15 protein-coding genes are annotated in these 18,930 nt (G+C 50.7%); 8 read left to right on the top strand and 7 right to left on the bottom strand.

The genetic code is table 11. From position 1 onward, the window contains the following. Positions 1-2: 2 nt before the first annotated feature. The 3 genes from TK_RS10960 to TK_RS10950 form a co-directional block, all read right to left on the bottom strand. Positions 3-1,259: a hypothetical protein gene (locus tag TK_RS10960; protein WP_011251131.1), complete on the bottom strand. Its 1,257-nt coding sequence runs from the start codon at positions 1,257-1,259 to the stop codon at positions 3-5. Beyond that, entirely contained in the window at positions 1,252-3,756 is a 2,505-nt protein-coding gene (locus tag TK_RS12150) for a hypothetical protein (RefSeq protein ID WP_011251130.1), read from the bottom strand. Before TK_RS12150 ends, TK_RS10960 begins: the two co-directional genes overlap by 8 nt. Before the next feature lie 240 nt (positions 3,757-3,996). Beyond that, complete coding sequence (locus TK_RS10950) at positions 3,997-4,782, bottom strand: BtpA/SgcQ family protein (RefSeq protein WP_011251129.1); 786 nt, start codon at positions 4,780-4,782, stop codon at positions 3,997-3,999. Positions 4,783-4,973: 191 nt separating this feature from the next. On the opposite strand from TK_RS10950, the gene TK_RS11700 reads away from it, so the two are divergent. The 8 genes from TK_RS11700 (at position 4,974) to TK_RS10920 (ending at position 13,258) form a co-directional block, all read left to right on the top strand. Then, positions 4,974-8,744: a lamin tail domain-containing protein gene (locus TK_RS11700; protein ID WP_011251128.1), complete on the top strand. Its 3,771-nt coding sequence runs from the start codon at positions 4,974-4,976 to the stop codon at positions 8,742-8,744. After that, the gene (locus TK_RS10940; RefSeq protein WP_011251127.1) at positions 8,741-9,616 is read left to right on the top strand and encodes a hypothetical protein; all 876 of its coding nucleotides are present in this window, start codon (positions 8,741-8,743) and stop codon (positions 9,614-9,616) included. Before TK_RS11700 ends, TK_RS10940 begins: the two co-directional genes overlap by 4 nt. Before the next feature lie 67 nt (positions 9,617-9,683). Continuing rightward, complete coding sequence (locus TK_RS10935) at positions 9,684-10,658, top strand: hypothetical protein (protein WP_011251126.1); 975 nt, start codon at positions 9,684-9,686, stop codon at positions 10,656-10,658. Between the two features lie 16 nt (positions 10,659-10,674). Next, on the top strand, positions 10,675-11,271 hold the full coding sequence (locus TK_RS11695; RefSeq protein WP_011251125.1) for a hypothetical protein: 597 nt from the start codon (positions 10,675-10,677) through the stop codon (positions 11,269-11,271). A gap of 180 nt (positions 11,272-11,451) precedes the next feature. Continuing rightward, positions 11,452-11,598, top strand: a complete 147-nt coding sequence (locus tag TK_RS12060) for a hypothetical protein (protein ID WP_158298057.1) — start codon at positions 11,452-11,454, stop codon at positions 11,596-11,598. Between the two features lie 270 nt (positions 11,599-11,868). Then, complete coding sequence (locus TK_RS12265; RefSeq protein WP_232500582.1) at positions 11,869-12,201, top strand: hypothetical protein; 333 nt, start codon at positions 11,869-11,871, stop codon at positions 12,199-12,201. A gap of 143 nt (positions 12,202-12,344) precedes the next feature. Next, positions 12,345-12,551: a hypothetical protein gene (locus tag TK_RS12260; protein ID WP_232500581.1), complete on the top strand. Its 207-nt coding sequence runs from the start codon at positions 12,345-12,347 to the stop codon at positions 12,549-12,551. A 125-nt stretch (positions 12,552-12,676) separates the two neighbouring features. Then, positions 12,677-13,258: a PH domain-containing protein gene (locus tag TK_RS10920; protein ID WP_011251123.1), complete on the top strand. Its 582-nt coding sequence runs from the start codon at positions 12,677-12,679 to the stop codon at positions 13,256-13,258. A gap of 2 nt (positions 13,259-13,260) precedes the next feature. Here the strand turns inward: TK_RS10920 and TK_RS10915 are convergent, their stop codons facing one another. The 4 genes from TK_RS10915 to TK_RS10900 all read right to left on the bottom strand — a co-directional run bounded on the left by TK_RS10915 (position 13,261) and on the right by TK_RS10900 (position 18,830). Beyond that, complete coding sequence (locus tag TK_RS10915) at positions 13,261-15,402, bottom strand: alpha-amylase family glycosyl hydrolase (RefSeq protein WP_011251122.1); 2,142 nt, start codon at positions 15,400-15,402, stop codon at positions 13,261-13,263. A 44-nt stretch (positions 15,403-15,446) separates the two neighbouring features. Beyond that, positions 15,447-16,115, bottom strand: coding sequence for a DUF257 domain-containing protein (locus TK_RS10910; RefSeq protein ID WP_232500580.1), 669 nt, complete (start codon positions 16,113-16,115; stop codon positions 15,447-15,449). 61 nt (positions 16,116-16,176) lie between these two features. Further along, positions 16,177-17,466 carry a TldD/PmbA family protein gene (locus TK_RS10905; protein ID WP_011251120.1) on the bottom strand — a complete coding sequence of 430 codons (1,290 nt, stop codon included), beginning with the start codon at positions 17,464-17,466 and terminating at the stop codon, positions 16,177-16,179. Beyond that, on the bottom strand, positions 17,463-18,830 hold the full coding sequence (locus TK_RS10900; protein WP_011251119.1) for a TldD/PmbA family protein: 1,368 nt from the start codon (positions 18,828-18,830) through the stop codon (positions 17,463-17,465). Before TK_RS10900 ends, TK_RS10905 begins: the two co-directional genes overlap by 4 nt. Positions 18,831-18,930: the final 100 nt, after the last annotated feature.

Genomic DNA, 18,930 nt, shown 5'->3' with positions numbered 1-18,930 from the left:
TTTCAGCTCCCCCCGAGGTTTGAGTACCGTATCGTTATCCTGTGGGAGCAGTCGCCGGTCTTCTCGTGGGAGACGAGCTCGAAGGCTGTAAGTGTTCCATCGGAGTTGAGGTTCACGTAGACGTGGCCCATCTTGATCTCTTCGGCAATCTCACCCGTTGGATAGCCTGAGGTAGGTATCTCGCTTGGGTCTAAGGTATCGAGGTTCCCCTCACCGAGGTCTATCCAGTGTCCTAGCAAAGCCGGATACTCAACGCACCACGGCTCTGCCACGAGATCAACGTCCTCCCACACGTTATCGCTTATCTCGTTGTAGCCCTTCAGCTCGCCCGTGGAGAACTTCACACCTGCCGTTCCTTCCGTATCGAGGGTAACGGTCTTGATCTCCCTCATCCCTGAACTGGAAGCGGCTGAGGTCGTTGAGGTCAGGAAGGACTCGTAGCAAGCCCTGGCCTTCTGATACTTAGCGTAGGCCTCCTGAATTTCCTCATCGCTCGCCCCCGAAGATTGAAGAGAAGTGACGTTGTTGTAGGCCTGGACGAAGAGCCGATAGGCGTCGTCCTTGTTGTCCGGGCAGAGGAAAGCCCCCGATGTCCCGTTCGCACTCTCCGGAGGGTAGAGAGTAACGTTCCTCTCGAACTCGTCAAAGACCCCGTCGAAGTCGTAGTCGTGTAGATCAGGGGTTCCGTCGTAATCAACGTCGCGCTCGTCTATTATTCCATCGGAGTTTGTGTCCCAGGCGTCAACCTTCCCGTCCCCGTTGGAGTCATAGACATCGGGAATCCCATCGCCGGTGATGTCCCACGCGTAGCTATCAACCCCGTTGAAAGTCGTTCTCCACGTGTCGGTCTTCCCATTGTAGTCCTCGTCGAGGTAGGCAGTGTCGTAGCTCCCGTCGCCGGTCGTGTCGAGGTAGATGGCATCTATCTTCCCGTCCTTGTTCCGATCAACGAAGAGTACCGAGCCGTTGGTTGTTGGAACCTCGGCGTAGTCGTCCCCGATGTAAACGTCTTTCCTTCCATCGTTGTCCGAATCAACCCACCCCTTCTCGCCGGGGAAGGACTCGCTATGGTTTCCAGAAGATGTTTCAGAGAAACCACTCCCGCCCGAAGAATGGGTAGTTGTCCCACCCGAATCGAAGCCGTTGGGGAAGCTGTCCTTCATCTTCGTGAGGTCTTCGATTATGTGAGGATTCGTGTAATAGATGTAAGCCGCACCAAGTAGGATGAGTATCAGGAGCAGGCCGGTGAACTTACTCATTTTCCTTCACCTCCACGAAGGTTGGGGGACTAAGCCACCCGCCGGAAATCCGCTTGAACTTCTTGCCCGTCTCGTAGTCCTCGTAGATGCCGGGCTTTGCCGTCTCGTGGAGTACGTAGCCGTTCCACGTGAACCAGCCCTGGTTCCTCTCCTCTATCTTCTTGCGGAGATTGACCACTGCACCTATGGTTGCATCTGCCATGTTCCCGAAGTAGCCCGTCGGATCGAGGAGCTTTCCGATTTTGGTGGCACCATCGAGCACTATTATGGAAACCTTCGTGCTCTCGGGCAGGTTCATCTTCTTGAGCTCTTCAGCCTGCTTCATCAATGCCCTCGCGTCCTGTGCAACGATAAAAATGTTTGCGGGCGTCCTGAGCATCTTCACGGTCGAGGTCCCCTTCAGCTTGACGGTGTCTCCAACGGTCTCGAAGTTGCTCGCCACGAAGTTGGCCCAGTCGAGGGCCCCTCCAGAACCGTACTGGCCGCCGACGAGCCACTTGGGCGGCTCAAGGATTCCGGTGAGGATAGCGTTCATCGTGGCTTCTCTCTCGGCCTCGCTCTTGGAGTTCTCGTATATGAAGCTCCTCATCTTTATCCTCCTCATTATCGGATCGTACCGGTATTTCTCGGCTATCTGCCTGAGCTGGTGGCGCTTTTCAGGGTCATCCGCAAATATGGAGATGTAGCCCTTGATCTCCTGGTTCCTGTAGACCTTCTCCTCCATGTAGGCGTTCATCTCCTTGGCCATTCTGTCAGGATCGTCCTTGTACCGATCATGGAGCTCGCGAAGGTGTTCAATGTAGAGGTCGTAAACGCTCTTCATGCCCGGGTCGGTCTCTATCATCTTGTTGATGTAGTCAATATGCCTCTCCATCAGCGATTCAGCCCATTCGAGCTTCTTCTGCATGATACAAGCGTCGCAGGTCGCTATGTCCGGGTCGTCGCAATCAACGAGGCCGTCCATGTCGTTGTCTATCTCGTCTCCGGGCACTTCAACACTCGCAAGGGTTACGTGGACGCTTCTCTTTGCCAAGAGCTTCTCCTCGCCCTTCACCTTCCCGTAGAGGCCTATGGTGAGCGCCCCTTCCTTCACGGTCGGGTCACTAATGTAGAGGACGTCAAGTATCTCGCCGCCCTCAACGGGCAGCCTCTTGGAGCTCCCATCGGGGAGGGTGACGAGAGCGTAGAGATCCTTGGCACCGCTCCCCCTGACCTCCGCGTAGAGAGGCACGGAGAAGAGGCCGTCAATTATCTGCTTGAGGCTGGCGCCGTCCTTTGGCGTGAGTACGTCGAGGGAGTAATCCGTGAAGTTTCCAGCGAACACAAAATCCCAGGAGATTTCCTTGGAACGACTCCCGCTGCCGTCGCTGACCACGAAAACCACCCTTACCTTTCCCTCCTTCAACTGCCCGGGCTTTATCGCCACATCGAGGACAACGGGTATGGTTGTGCTCGACCTGTTTATCCAAGCGTAGGCCACAGTGCTGTTCTTTGGGGTTGCCATGTAGGTGTAAAACTCCTGGGCAGAGTGGAGCTTTATCGCCTCTCCCCCGTACTGTCCGCTCGGGTCTATGTAGTAGGCTTGAATTCCCGAGACGTCGCTGTTTCTGTCGAAAACGGCCGTCGTGAACATAAGTCTCGCGCCGTTTTCTACGTCGGTCTCGTTGAACGTCAGGGTTCCGAGGTAACCGGGGGAAATCTTAACGCATCCGGAGCCCGGAACGCAGAGCTGGAAGTCGCTAAGGAGCTTCGCGGGATAGGACTGGGACTTGAGGGACGCCAAAACGGCATTTCTCACGCTTTTTCCCAGAGAGCTCGCCTGGGAGTAGGCGTAGGCCTTCATTGAGAGCATTGATGATAGGTAGGAGTTGTATTCATCCTCCATGAACTCCGTGTGGCACTCCGTCTGGTTGTTCTGGTTGAGGTTGCAGGCCGTGGAAAGGAAAGAATCGGGATCACGCTGGAAGTTCAAGTATTTTCCCAAAAGCTGAATCGAGATCCTGAGGTCTCCGAAGGGGAAGTCGAGGGCGTAGAAAGAGGTCAGGCCCGTGTTTACGCTCACGGTGACATTATCTTCAACCGGTTTTCCATCTAGAGTCGTGGGATAAAATGAAGCCTCATAAACGTTGTAGCCCAGGAGGAAACTCACGTCCCCACCGTTTTCAGAGCCACCAGAGTTTTGAAGAACTTTACTCAGAGCTGGGGCGATGCTGACTCCTGGTTCTGGAACGTCTCCGATTTCCACGGCGGTAAGGTCTTCACTAGTTCTAATTGGATACTCGGTTATCGTTACTAGGACAGTGTAGTTCACGCCATCCTTAACAATCCTGCCCCTCAGAACTACGCTGTTAGCACCGTTCTCCTGAATGCTGGAAGTTTGCACGATGTTTATTCCAAGTCCCTGAAGCGCGCCCGTTGGCGGACTCACCGCCCCGGTGGTGAAGGGGGCCAGGAAGAGAATCACAATCATTACACCCACAAAAACGCGCACGTTCACACGGCATTCCTCCGTTCAATACTGGAAAAAACGAAAATGTCCCAAATGCCCAATAAACTGGACTGCACGGTCCCAATAATTGGACCAAAGATGAGGGATTCAATGAGCAATGAAGACAACTTTCTCACTTCCCTGAGAACCATCTCGCAGAAGAGAAAAGCGGGACAGGTTCCCTTTGTACATATTACACAGCCATGGGTAATAAACCTTTCGCAAAAAGAAATTCGACAAAGAGCAACTTCAAATGGAACTTTGACGAAGTTCTTTCGCAAGCTCAACCAGCTTCCTCGCCCTCTCCAGAGAGACCTCGTTCTCCACCCTTCCATCGCGCTTTATCCACGTACCCACGATGAAGCCGTCGGCGTACTTCCAGAGCTCGGGAAGGTTGTCGTAGCTCGTCCCGGAGCCGACTATGACAGGGACTGGGGAAATCTCCTTCGCGAGCGCGAGTTTATCAACGTCCACGGGCCTTCCGGTTGCTTTTCCACTGACGACGACGGCATCGGCCAAACCCCTCTCCACTGTGTCGAGGAAGGCGTCCTCAAAGTCACCGAAGTGGACGGCGTGCTTGACGTGCACATCGGCAAAGACCTTTATCTCTGAGGGAAGCCTCTTCCTCAGCATCGCCAGCTCGTGGGCAATGCCCTCTATTATTCCCTGGTCGGTGTATGCAACCCCACTCAGCACGTTCACCCTTATGAAGTCGGCCTTCACGGCGTAGGCAATCGAGTAGGCGGCTATCCCATCGTTGCGGAGGACATTAACTCCAAGAGGGAGGGAGACCTCATCTCGTATCGCTTTTGCGACAACCGCGAGGGAAGCGACCGTGGTTTTGTCGGCGTACTTCGGGAAGGGAACGTCGCCAAAGTTCTCCACCATTACCGCGTCGAAACCAGCTTCTTCAAGCGTCACGGCGTCTCTTAGTGCGGCCTCAATGACTGAATCGAAGTCCCCGTTGTAGAGGTAGGAACCAGGGAGGGGCTTGAGGTGAACCATCCCGATGAGGGGCTTTCTCTCGAAGTCCATGTTATCACCACGGTGGAATTTCGTGGAGGGTATATTAAACCTGTTGAGTGAATTGAAGGCAGTTTAAAGTCCCGAGCCCTCCACCATAAACAGCTGCTTCCGTTCCCCTGGAGGTACTAAAGGAGAAAGCCGAAAAATTTTTATGTGTTCTTGGTGGTTTAGTAATTGTCTTTAAATTCCTGGTGGTGGGAATGAAGAGGAGAGCGGCCCTTGTTCTGGTGGTGCTGATACTCCTTAGCGGAGTGCCGGGCACGACACTCGCAGGAACTCAAGAGGAGAAAGCAGGCACGATAAACCCCCTCTTCAAGAACCCCCTAAAAGAACTCTCCACCGCAGAAGACGGTGAGAGAGAAGCCCTAATAGCACTCATGGAAGCCCTCCTAAACGAAACCCTCAATGGGGACATAATCGTGTCAGACACCATGAGAATCAGAAACATCCACTGGAACGGCACCAGCCTCATCTTCCAAATATGGTGGTACGACAACAACCAGCCAATAGCAATGCAGACCTACAAGTGGGAAAACCCGGAGAGAGCCCTCGGAGCGCTGAGAAAAGCAAAAACCGGGGAAACCACCGAAGAGTCCCTTGCAAAAGCCTTCACCGTGGAGCCGCTGAGCACTTCCCGCGGCCTTCAGATAATCGACGTGGACTACCTCACAAACGACAATAACGGAGAGTACGTAGTCCTCTACAACGGCGGCTCATCAACGTTCACCGCCTCTGGATGGTACTTAATGGACAGCTACGCCTACAACAACGAGCGCTGCTGGGTAAACGAAACCCCCTCAATCCCCAAGAACCACTGCTACGACTCTTTTGGGAGAGACCACGTGCGCAAGTTCTCGGTAAGCCTCGGCCCGGGAGAGGTCAGGAGAATACTGGTTGCCAGTTCTTCCTCGTCCGCAATCCTGAACAATGCCGGGGACACGGTCTACCTGATCGATAACAAGGGGAACCTGGCGGACATTTACTCTTATACCGGAGCGCCCAAGGTAACGGTCAGGAGAATCTCCTACTCACCCAGTCCCCCCAAGGAGGGCGATTACCTCCATGTCACAATAAACCTCGACAACAGTGGGCCGGTAAATGGAAAGGGGCACATCGAGCTTTACTTGGACGGCGTGCTTATCAAGAAATCCGCCGTCACGGTCTACGCTTATCACACGTGGGAGTATAAGATGTACAACGTGTGGCGCGCGACTCCCGGGAGCCACGTCCTCACGGCGAGGTTCGTCCCGGACTACGGGGGAAGCCCGTCCTCAAGCTCAACAACGCTCAAAGTTTCAGAGTCCAGGCCGTACATCTCCGGGGTTTCCCACACGATGCTCGTTGAAAAGCACCCGATTAGGTTCCACGTCAACGTCGTCAATCCCTCCGGCAACAGGAAGGACGTAATCCTCAAGCTCTTCGTTGATGGCGTGGAAATCAGCAGGCTCAACAGCTACGTTTACAAGAGGTGGAGCTTTGACCTTTGGTGGAAGAAGCCGGGCAGGGGCTTCCACGACGTCGAGATAAAGCTCTACAATGCCAACGGTACTGTGGTGTACTCCACGTGGGCGAGGAACATTTACGTAAGAGAGAACTCGCCCCCAGAAGTTGTGAGGGTTGATCTTCCACCTTTCCTGTACTCAAACGAGTGGAGCAACGGCACGATCGTCGTTAACGATGCGGAAGGCGACAGGGTGAACGTGAGTGTGGAAGTCGTCGGGCGCTTCAGCTTTAGGAGGACTGGCCTGTACCCGGGATACCCGCACAGGTTCCCCCTCGCTCCGATCTACAACCACACTAACTGTCGCGAGAACGTGACCATTCGCTTTACGCCCGTTGATGAGTATGGGAAAGTGGGGGAGACCGTGACGAAAGTCGTGCCGGTTCTCACGGACAGCGATAAGGATGGTTGGTGCAATGCCTTAGAGTGGGAGTACGGGATGAATCCCTACAGTAATGACACGGATGGTGACGGGGTGATTGACTCAAAGGACGTTGACCCCTTGAGGGACGTGAAGGTTACAGTCTACATCCTAAGAGCGAAGGCATTGGACGATGTTGACAGTTCAATTGCTGGTCACAATCCAGCGGATATGAGTTTGGAGCTTACCGTAAATGGACAAACCAAAACCCTTTTCCTAACTGATAATCAGGATGATTACGAGAAGAAAATAATTCCAATCACCAATCCACTCGTCAACGTCCAAAGCTATGCGATTGCACTAACTACCTTTGATGTTCCAGACGACAAGGAAGTTGCCATCATACGGTTCCACCTCTACGACAGAGATGACAATGGGAAGAGAACCGAAATGGACGTCTCCCCTAGCAAAGGAACCGTTGCTGTAATACATTACAACCTTAAAACCGGAACGTGGAGCGGTGACGATTATCAGGGGGATGAAGAAAAATATTTCGGCTATGGTCACTTGAGCGGATGTGGTGACGGCTCCTGTAACGTCGGGCCAAAAGAGCCGGACAAAGACCTCAAGGTATACGTGAAATACGAAAGTATACTTGAAAAGGCTAAAATTAATGGTGAGATCATCGACATAAAAACGATTGAAGGCGTTAATGACGTTACGGTGAAAGATGGAACTACAGCATTCTCAATAGTGAAACCGAAAAATCTGAAAGTTGCTCGGGTTCGGCTGGAGAATGGAACGGTGATCAACGTCACCCTCGTGAACACCTACGGGACTGATGTGACTTCACCGGGAAACGAGGTCGTCGCGACGACAAGCTCCTCTAGTCCCGCTGAGATTCTGAGCAATGGGAGCATGAGCAACGACGTAAAGACACTTAAAGGTGATGTCAAAGTTGTGACTTCTTCAGGAGAAATGCCCCTGAAGTCAGACCTTGTCGTTTCTTACTCCTCAGCTGACGACACTCCTGACGGCGAAATCTGGTTCGTCATAACCACCAACGACGCAGACGGGATACCCTTCTACCGTGAAATCGAGCTGAACAAAGAGCTTGAGGCAAATGGATTTACCGAGCGCTTTGATCCCAGTGACAGAAAAGCCGACGACATGAACGGGGACTACGACGGTGATGGCGTTCCGAACAGTGTTGAACTGTTCATTGGAAAAGATCCTGCGAAGAGGGACATTCTCGGGATTAGCCTCACTGTCTCCACAGAGTGGGCTTTGAGTGAGGAAGACAAGAGAAATTTGGTTTACAGTATTAGAAAGGCGAGCGACTTCGTTTACGACTACACTGACGGGTACGCGATGATAACCAGCGTGCAGATATGGGACGATAAGAGACAGTGGGATGATGCGGACGTGAGAGTACATAAGACTAAGTGGGTAATCCCTCAAACAAGAACTGAACTTTTGTACAAGGGATGGCCAAAAGCATCTATCGGAGGATATTGGATAAAAAGGTTCTCTAATGCAACTGAGAGTCAGAAACACGAGTTCCATATAATGATGTCCAAGAAGATAATCTCAGCGGCTTCTGCATTCTCAGACCAAAACATTGTAATCTCTATTGGAGATGTGGACTGGGGAAAAACATTAGGGCACGAATTGGGACACTACGTATTTTGGCTTTATGATGAGTATCTTGATGTAAAAGGCAGAAATTACTATAGTATCAAAGATTATAAAATGAATGCTCTCAAAATGTGGTTCGGAGAAGTACCACCCCATTCTGTCATGAACGTGCAGTTTAGATATAGCGAACTAAGTTGGCCACAAGACTACGCTCGGTTTAATTCGACATTAACAGAAATGTTCAAAAATTCAGTAGAGGAACATGTGACAGAGCAATGGAAAGTATCTAGAAGTTGCTGGGAAGCATTTGCAAAGTTTATCAGAGAAGAATGGTATATCACAATTCAGCCGGACAATCTTTTAGTCCATAAACCTAGTATAATCCCAGACATGCCTTTCAGTTCTATGTATGTCCCTGTAACTGGGCCTTACACAGGCGTCGGCTACTTCATGGAGGTGACTTGGAAATGAAAGGAAGATTCCTCAGAGTTCTAGCGTTTATAGCAATCCTTCTCCTTTCACTTTTAGCTTTAACCTATAACTACAGGAAAGATGCCTGTTTTAGTTCACCATCCTGCATGCTTAACCGCATGGACGCGGAGAGGGGCTTAGTAGTAGTATATCACAAAGAAGGGGAATGGAGGGTCATAACTTATGAAAACGGTGCCCTTTCAGAGATAACTGCAACTTTGAAAAGAAACCTCATCGTGAAGAGGATAAATGTTGAAAAAAGACAGGTAAAAACAGGGCTCAACTACAGTCAGGTTTCTTTCTCAATAGACGACATTCCTGCCCACCAAGACGAAACGGCAATGATTATAAAAATCGACGGGAAAGTCAGAGTCCTCAAAGGGGAGGAAATAAAGAAAATCCTTAACCAAACTTGGAACTTCAGGGACATTCTTAAAAAGTTCAACGGCGTTAGGTTCATCTTTGTGGACAGGGCAAAGGAGCCTTCTATAGACGGCAATCCGCTCGTTGGGGGTTACCTCGTGATGCCCTCACCCTCAAAGTGCACGTACTCAACATGGGTTGTAGCCTTTGAAAATCGGGGAAATGATACACTTTTGGCATTATATCCAACATGGAACGTGTCAGGAAGAGTGGGAAACCTCAGTGGTCCAACGATCAACGTGACGAAAATCCCGGAGAACCTCACAATTCCCTGCAGTGGCCAGGAAATTCTCATAAACGCCTCTGAAATTATTATAAATCCTTTCCCAACGAAATTGCTTGATGAATCCAACTTAAGGTGCCCAGTGGTGGAAAAAACTACAATTTACTTCAATGGAACTACAAAAACTCTCCACTACACGAAAAAATGCGTCGTGTCTGGAGGATAATAAGTACTTCAAGAGATGAAACTAAGATACACACATGAGTCGGCTACTTCATGGAGGTGACCTATGGATGAAGGGAAAGTTGCTTGCCCTTGCTTTTTTGATTTTTCTCTTCCTCTTTGGCTACTTTTATCTCCCAAGTGAGAGCATGAGCAACCTCTATCATCGGATTCCAGCTCAAGTTAGGGAAAACTCGCAGCTTGTTGCCGCTTACTATTACTCCCAAACTGGTTTTGATGGTTTTAGAGAGTACCAGTTCGCTTTGTACGATCCAGAAAACAAGACTATTAGCATTTACACTTTTAAGACTTACAAATTCTTGAAGATCTGGCCGAGGATGAAGAAAAGCAAAATCACTTGCAAAACACCATTCAATTACTCCACCCTCTCAACGAACCCAGAAAAGCTGAAAGACTTCAAAAACTGCAACAACTGCAGACAACTCCTCTACAGGGATAGGGTTTACAGGAATGGAGAAATTGAGAGCATTTACCCTTCAATGCAGGATATTGTTAACAACCAAGAGAAAAATAATAGTAAATACATTGAACTTGCTGTTATCAAAAGTTCCGAGTTGTCAATAGGATCCTTAGAGTTATCTTCGGGGGATACAATTAGATATTCAGATCCGTTTGAGTACGCAGACCTTCTGTACCTTCCCGGTATGATGGAAGATCCAATGAAGGGGATTATTCTCGAAATTCTACCGATAGATAATCAAAGCGCAAGGAGAAAGGTCATATATCCCGGAGGGGTCATCTTTACGGACAACATTAAATTCAAAGTTTTGACAAACGAAACATGGACTCTCAGGGAAGTTCCATGGGAGCAGGTGTTTGAAAAAATTGAACCTGAGAGATTCAAGCAGACAATAAAAGGAAGCCTGAGATTTACAATCTCGATCTTCAAATACGACGGAAAACTAGAGGTATTCTCAGACTGGATTAACACTGAAAACAATTTCCACGCATACTGGAGAATTTATCCATCCAATAGCATTCAGAAAATCTACTTTGATAGAATATTAGGATACCACTGCGGCTAACTGGGGTGATCTGGGGATGAAGAGGGCATTAGCTACTGGAGTCCTGCTCCTTCTCTTTTCTTTTTTCGCGTACAATGCCTACACTTACCACGAGCTCTCAACGGCGGAAGGAGCGTACAAACTCGCAGGAATTCCAAAAGGGGAAGGGTTGATAGCAGTTTATCACGAGGACACTCTCTGGCAGTTCGCGACTTACAACGAGGAGACTAATGTGCTCAAGCTCTACACTGTTAGCCAATCCTCTCAATTCTGGCTAAAAAAGAAAAAGGTAGAGAGTGCAAGAGCTTTCGTGAATTACTCTCCGGTAATACTAGACCTAGGTGCTCTAAAGGATTATAAGTCCCACGAGAAGGCACTCCTCTTCAAAACCCTCGGATGGAAGTACGATGATGAGATTAACGGTTCTTACTGGTGGAATCTCAGTGAGGTTATAAAGCCGAATGAAACGTTTTACCAGATTTACGCGCTTGGAACGAGCAAGGCAATATGGATAAGGTCAAAAGAAGTATGTGAAAAGCGGAGTCTTTTCGCTCACGATTATCTTTGCTATGGGAGCATCGGAATGAACGGCGTACTAGTCTTTCCCTCCTACAAGGACACAAAACTCCTTTGAGTAAAGGAAAAGCCTGTAGATCAGTATAATTCTGAGGTACTCGCATACTATCCAGGGATTACCTTAAAAGGGAGTGGAGAAAGTCCTGAGTGGAGTGCCTCTGCTTACAAGCAAACAGATGGTCAGATTATCCGTGAAGTACTCGAGAAGATTGAAAAAGGGCCAGGAATCGTGCAGATCATGGTGACTTCAGAAGGTTATGCCTCCGGCAAGTATTTCGGCAGTCAGTACTGCCAGGTTAAAGCCTTCTGGGATGAAAACAATACTGAGATCCATGATTGGGGATGCATGCCAGAGAGCAGGTTGAGGTTAGTAGATTGGGGGTAAAGTTAAATGAGGGGAAAGTTGCTCGTCCTCGCTTTTTTGGTTTTTCTCTTCTTTAGCTATTTTTATCTCCCAAGTGAGAGCATGGACAATCTCTATCAAAAGATTCCGGAGCAAGTTAGGGGAAACTCGCAACTTCTTACCGCTTATTATTCCTCTCAAACTGGTTTTAACGGGTTCAGAAAGTACCAGTTCGCTTTTTACAATCCAGAAAACAAGACCCTCAGTATTTACACTTTCAAGGTTTACAAGTTTCTGAAGATCTGGCCGAGAATGAAGAGAAGCAAGATAACCTGCAAGACTCCCTTTAATTATTCAGTCCTCGCAACAAGTCCAGAAAAGCTGAAGGACTTCAAAAACTGCGATAATTGCAGGGAACTCCTCTACAAGGGCAAAATTTACAGGAACGGGGAGATTGAGAGCATCTACCTATCGATTGAAAAAGTCCCCAAGAAGAGCACTACCTACGTTAACTTTGTACTCGTCAAGGACAGCGAAATATCAGCAGGCAAAATAACGGGAAGAGTGGGAGATCACGGGATTCTACGAGGCCCCCTTAGGATACAGAGGTTTGCTTCGCCTGCCTTCACCCATGAGCGTTCCTGAGAGGAATGTAATACTGGAGTTCATAAGCTGGAGAGAACGGCACGATTAGGGCGGTCACTCATTACCCGGGCAATGTTACAGTCTCAACAACGGCGAAAGTAAAAGCCCCGAGCAACAAAACGTGGACGCTGGAAGAAGTCCCGTTGGAAGATATTGTTCAAAAACTGAAGTCTGGGGAGCTCGTGAGTAATATCAAGGGTCCCTTCGCTTTGAGTTCTCAATCACGAGAGAGGGAGAGAGTTGAAGCGTGGACAGCCCGGGTGAATCCCAGGAAAGGCGTCGAGGGAGTTTGGAGGATATACCCCCTGGGAAAGATCAAGCCCGAAAGGTTCAGGAAATTAGACGGGTAAGTGTGCACTTGGTATGGGAGCTACCTAACTGGAGGAATCCACAGATAGAAACAAAGATGCACTGTAAGAGGGGATGGAAGCAAAGTACATATACGATAACCGCAGAGACATCATGGGTGATACGCATGGGAGTCGAGGAAAACCCCAAACTTCCAAAGTCAGTTCAAAGACATCTTGAGCCGGATGAGAGGGTTCTGTTCGCCATAAAGAAGAAGATAAGCATCGAAAAGCCAAAGTGGCTCCTCGTTACCGACAGGAGGATAATATACCTCGACGAGAAAGTTCTCGGAAGGTACGACTTCAAGGCCATCCCATACCAGAAGCTTGAGCAGGTCGTGGTCAAGCTCGGTATAATGAGCTCGGAATTTATCATAGAGGGAGAGGAGAACATAACGCTCAAGCTTGGCTGGATGGACAAGGAGGAAGCTAGAAAGGCGATAAACGCCATAAAGGATGCCCTCAACGCCATAGCCGTAGAACCCGTCTCAATAGACGTCAACAAAGGGCTGACCAGCGAGACGTGGGTTCTGAAGAAGCCGAGGGAATTCGTAACGAGGACTATGCCAGCTTACCAGCCAGCCCAGGTTCGGGAAGAGAAAGAAGACCCGCTCGAAAAGCTGAAGAAGCTCAAGGAGCTCTACGACATGGGCGTGATAAGCCAGGAGGAGTACGAAGAAAAGAGAAAGAAGCTGTTGGAGGAGATTTGACTTCACCCTTTTCGTTTCCATACTACTGCAATCAAGGCCGCTATCATAACCACTGAGAGAGCATAGAGAGCAACATCTTTCTGGCCAGCTTTTTGCCCCTCTGAAACCCCGGGCGGTTTCTCAGTAAGGGTAACGGTTCTGTTCCCAACGCCGTAGAGGGTTAAGTTCAGCGGCCTTAAAGCGCCCCAGGCTTTTCCCTCGTAGAGCCTGACTGAGAACGGCACGCCTTCTGGTAGTGGAGCAACCGTGAAGTAGTAGCCCATTGACGACTTCAGGAGCGGCCTTGGTTCTCCAAGCTCTGGAAGGTCGCCGCTAAGCCACAGCGTCCCAGAGACCTCCCCCACGAGGCTGGCGTTGAGGGCTATGAGCGCGGGAACGTCGTTTCCTGAGTAGTAGCGGAGAGGCCTCGGGGGACTTCTCCCTCCGTCTGAAACGACCGTAACGTTCACCCAGGCCGCCGAGGTCTCCAGCCTGGGGACTTCAACGACTATCTTCCCGTCTTCCCAGGAAAGAACCTTTGCTTCCCTACCGCCGATTATGACCTTGCCACCCTTTCCAAACCCTGCACCTCCGATTACTATCTCCTGGCCAGGCCGGGCGGCATAGGGAGTTATTGAGCCGATAAGTGGCTTTTTCTGTTCCCCCTCGATGTGAAAGACGTAGACGCTGTCCCGTGGAAGATAAACAGAAGCCTTCCCGCCCGACACGACCATTTCTCCACCGTAGAGGGCGTCGCGGTAGTTACCATCGGGCCAGTCTACGGAGAAAGTCAGGTTGACCGCAGGCCCCTTGTTCATGACCACGAGAAGGCTGTGGTTCCCAAAGGTTCTTTCAAAGGCCCAGGTCTCGTAGGATGCTGTTACAGTCATGAAGTCGCCGAAGACAAGGGCGTCGTTGGTCTTTCTCAGCCCCCCAAGAGTGCGGATTATTCTGGAAGCTTCGGTGGTGTTGTCGAAGACCATCGTCGGCCTGTTGTAGGGATCGCCCTTTCCGTCCTTGCTAACGAGGTAGCTCTCGTCGCCGTAGTAGATTACAGGAATCCCCGGCAGAGTTAGGGTTAATGCAAGAGCCATGTGAAAGCGCTGAATTTCGTCTTTTCTATCGCCAGCGTTTAAAAAGCGGACGAGGTCGTGGCTGTCGAGAAAGTTCACAGCCTTTGTTGGATAGACGAAGTGGGAGTAATAATCTCCAAGCTCCTCGGAGAGCTTGTCGAGACCGCCGAAGAAGGCGAAGATCCTCACAATGTCCTCTCTGATTGGAATACTGAGAACCGGGGAGACGTTCGAGTAGCGGTAGAACTCGTAGAGGTCATCGCCCTTCTGGAGAGAGGGAGTGAAGTACTCGCCGTAGATGAAGAGCGGCCCCTTGGAGTAGAGGCGGAGGTAAAATGTCTCGAGCCAGCCGAGCTCCATGTGCTTTACGGCGTCTATTCTGAGGCCGCAGGCGCCCGAGTCAACGAAGAGCATGGCCCCCTCGGTGAGGTATGAATCCACCCACGGGTTGAGCTGGTTGAAATCGGCGAGGCCATAGAGGTTTGCGTACTTAAGCGGTATCCCGCTCCAGGTGTAGATGTTGCCGTTGTGGTGGTAGACGTTCTCACGGATTCCGGTAATCGGGTTCACTTCAGCGTTCTTCGTGTCCTTGAAGTAGTCCGTCAGGAAGGTGCCGTTGTCGTAGAGGGCACCATATTCACCGTAGTTCACCGGGTTCGAGTGGTTGGGCACGTAGTCAACGATTATGCAGATTCCCCGCTTTTTGGCCTCCTTAACGAGCCGCCTGAAGTCCTCCCAGCCCCCAAAGTGCTCCTCTATTCTCTTGTAGTCCCTCGTCCAGTAGCCGTGATAGGGAGCGCTCCCGTAGGCGAGGGAGTTGATGTTGTCGTTGAGCGGCGAGACCCATATCATTGAGACTCCAAGGCTCTTGATGTAGTCGAGCTTCTCAATGAGGCCCTCTAAATCTCCACCCCAGTAGAGGCGGTAGTTGGAGTGAGTCGGATCGTAGAACGGTTCGTTGTTTGAGGTGTTGCCGTCGTAAAATCGATCCACCATGACCTGGTATATTATCCCCCGCTCGGGAACTTCCCAGGCAGAGGCGATGGGAGTAAGGAGTAGGACTATCAGCACTACCGAGACCAGTCTCCCCATTGTATCACCAGAAGTGATAAGAGAGGGCAGTTAAAAGCTTTGGGCTAAAGGGAAGAGATTTCATCGAGGGTAAAAGAGATTCCTTTCCCCATAATATTCAGGTTTGCGGACTTTGAAACGTAAAGCACGAATTCTTCACCCTCAAAGGACCAGTTCATCACCGTGCTTGCAATCTCCTCTAGGAGAGGCAGAAGCTCGGGGTAAGACATCTCAACCACGTCCCGGTTGATGAAGTAAAAGGCTATTCTCCTCTTGTCGCCCTCAAACGTTGCTATGTTCTTGACGAGCCTGAGGGCCCCCCTCCTTTCGAGAGCCAGGAAGAGCTTGTGGACTCCGAGAACTGGGTTTAGAACGACGTCATTGAAGGACGCCTTCTCAACTATCCTGCCGTAGTAGCTTATATCCAGAGAATACCTGTCAACGTCAACCTCGCCGAGGACGTTGCCGCAGTTTCTTTCCCCACCGCCTATTTTAATAACGGGCACATCGTTGAACCCGGAAACGTCAAAACCCATGAACTCAAGTTTGGTGAGAGTCTCGCAGAGAGTATCCGCAACGTCGTCAATGAGCACCGGTCGGTTTTCCCTGTTCAGGTATATGAGGTAGAACAGCACTTCGGGCATTGAAACCGTGTCGTACTCAATCATCACTGTCTCGCCGGGGTAAAAGGCAGACAAGAACTCACGGAGATTTAGCACTGACACGTCAACCACCTGTGGTTACTTAACGAGGAAATATAAAAAAGTATCGAAACTCGGAAGATTGTTCAAATAATTAAACAATCTTTGCGTGAACCTTAACCCTCGGAGCCATAAATGAGGAGATTCTTTTAATGGCCTTTCCAGGCTCGGCCGTCTTTAGGAGATCAAAGACGTTGCCCACGAGCATGTTGTCTTTGAAGGGAACGAGCTCTCCATCTCTGACAACGTAGCCGAGACCAACTGGAAGTGAAAAGTCACCGCTGACCGGATTGGCGGTGTGCTCACCGAAGACGTTCTTTATGATTATCCCTTCAAAGTCCTCCAGGCCTTCTTTCCCAGGTTCGACCACGAGGTTACTCGATCCTATTGATGGAACAGTCCTGAAGCTTCTAACTGCGTTTCCAGTACTCTTAAGTCCGAGCAGGGAGGCGTAAGTATGGTCGAGGAGAAAGCCCTTTAGAATACCGTTCTCAATCAGTGTGGTTCTCTGCCCAGGAGTGCCCTCGCCGTCGAAGGGGTAGCTTCCCGGAAGGCCTTCGAGCGTTGAATCGTCCAGGAGGGTAAAGTCCTCTGAAGCTACCCTATCTCCGAAGCTGGAAAACCTGCTCCTGCCGTAGTAAACCTCATCACCGTAGAAGTTCTCAAGGAGGACTTCCACAATGGACAGGACGGCCTCTGGCTCCAGCACTACTTCTCCCTCGTAGGGTTCAAGCCTCTTCGCCCTGGCGCTTAGCTCTGCATCCTCCTTCGCTTTCATTATGGCCTCTTCAAGGGCTTCGATGCCCTGGAGGGAGCGGTAGCTCTGGTAGAACGACCCGTTTCCTGGAGTGTCCTCCCTGACCGCGTAGGCAGAGACCCCCATGTACGTTGAAGAGGCTTCAAGCTCAACTCCGTTGGAGTTCACGACACCATACCTCTCAAAGGCCAGGGAGATCGAGCCCGAAAGGGTCTCTTTTTCCTTCAGCTCCCTCATTTTCTCAGCGTACTGGAGCGCGAGAGCGTGGGCATCCTCAAAGGGTATTTCTTCGATCTTTCTGTCGTATATTCCCTTGACCTCGGGAACTTTAGATGGAACGGGGAAACCCCTGAAAGGAACCTCACTTACCTTGGCCAGCTTTATCGTCCGCTCCACGAACTTTTCAAGCTCTGAACGAGAGTGGTGGATGCCAGTTATATAAGAGAAGCCGAGCTTTCCGTTCAGTCCCACCCTTAGGCCAATGCCGGAGTAGAACTTCCTCTGAGAGCGGTCGAGGGTCTCACGCTCTATCCTGAAGGAACCGCTCCTCCCGCTCTCCCAGTAGATTTCCCATTCAACGTCCTTTGAGTTCAGGATTTCAGCGAGGCTCTCAATGACATCGATCATTTCAATCCCCCCACAAGGGCCTTCGTGAGTAGGTGCGGGCCGCCATCATCCACGGGAACCGACTGCCCCTTGCCGCAGTATCCAGGGTACTCAATCCTGACGTCCTTTCCAATGGCGCGGATGCTCTTGAGAACGTCAAGGATTTTTCCCGAGAGGGCAACGTCGCGCACCATCTTCCTAAGCTCGCCGTTCTCGATTATGTAGCCTTCCCTCGCACCGAAGGTGAAGGTTCCGTTGGCGGTATCCACCTGTCCTCCCTTGTCGCCTATCATATAAAGCCCGTATTTGACCTCCTCAAGCATTTCCTCGAACGACCAGTCGCCAGCTTCGACGTATGTGTTGCCCATCCTTACGAGGGGCTGGTGGGCATAGCTCTGCGCCCTCCCGTGGCCGTTCGGCTCAAGGCCGAAGTACTGGGCCGTCTCGCGGTCGTTGAGGTAGTTCACCAGGACGCCGTCGCGAATAATCTCAACCCTCTTGGCCCTTATTCCCTCGTCGTCGTAGATGTAGGAGCCGAACTTGCCCGGGAGGGTTGGGTCATCAACGACTGTAAGCCCATCAACCGCTATCTTCTGTCCGAGTTTTCCGGCCAAAATGCTGTCCCCGTTCTTCACGAGGTCTGCCTCGACTGCGTGTCCAAGCGCCTCATGGATGAAGAGGCCCGTAAGCTCCGGGTCGGCTATCACCTGGAACTCGCCCGACGGGGGAGAACTGGCTTTTAACAGCGCCCTCGCTTTTTCAACTACCAGGGAAGTCCAGTGAGAAATGTCAATTCCCTCAACCATCTCCCAGCCCAGCGTTCCCCCGAAGCTCTTCCAGTACTGCTGCATCTCCCCGTTCTCCTTCGCAGTTACGGAAAACCCGAAGCGTATCCTGGGAACAACCGTCCTTATCTCGCTCCCCAGGGAGTTGAAATAGAAGGTTTCCACAACAGTATCGCGGTAAGAGACGTTCCTGTTCACTATTCTCTCGCCAGTCAGCATGGAATCGGTCTCCTTCACAAGGGCAACCTTTTCTTCAATGTTTATATCGGAGAAGGGCCTTTTCACGGGCATCTCGGCATCATCAACAACGGGATCGCCAGTGTATATCTTTGACTCTCCCCGGGAGAGCTTGGCTATTTTCATGGCTGTTTCTATCGCTTTCTCAAACCTTTCAAAGTCGTTTGCGCTTGAGAATCCCCACGCTCCGTTGAAGGCCCTCGCGCCTATTCCCGTCTCGGAGTTACTGGAAAGCCCCCTGAGCTGACCGTTGCTCATGGACACCTCGGTCATGACCACCCTTGAAATCCTGATTTCATAATAACCAATACCGTGCTTTCTCGCCAGCTCTTCCGCAGACCTGATGAGTCTCTCAACTTCCATCTCGTCTCACCTGGAGGCAGTCCGGAGCTGGGTTTATATCATTTTGCCAGCCTAAAAACCGAAGAGCTTATACGGTTAAAAACTACCAAGGTTCTGGTGG

Source organism: Thermococcus kodakarensis KOD1, assembly GCF_000009965.1.
GTDB classification, from domain to species: domain Archaea; phylum Methanobacteriota_B; class Thermococci; order Thermococcales; family Thermococcaceae; genus Thermococcus; species Thermococcus kodakarensis.
Note: the sequence above shows the minus strand (reverse complement) of the source record. Positions and strands in the feature narration are given on the sequence as shown.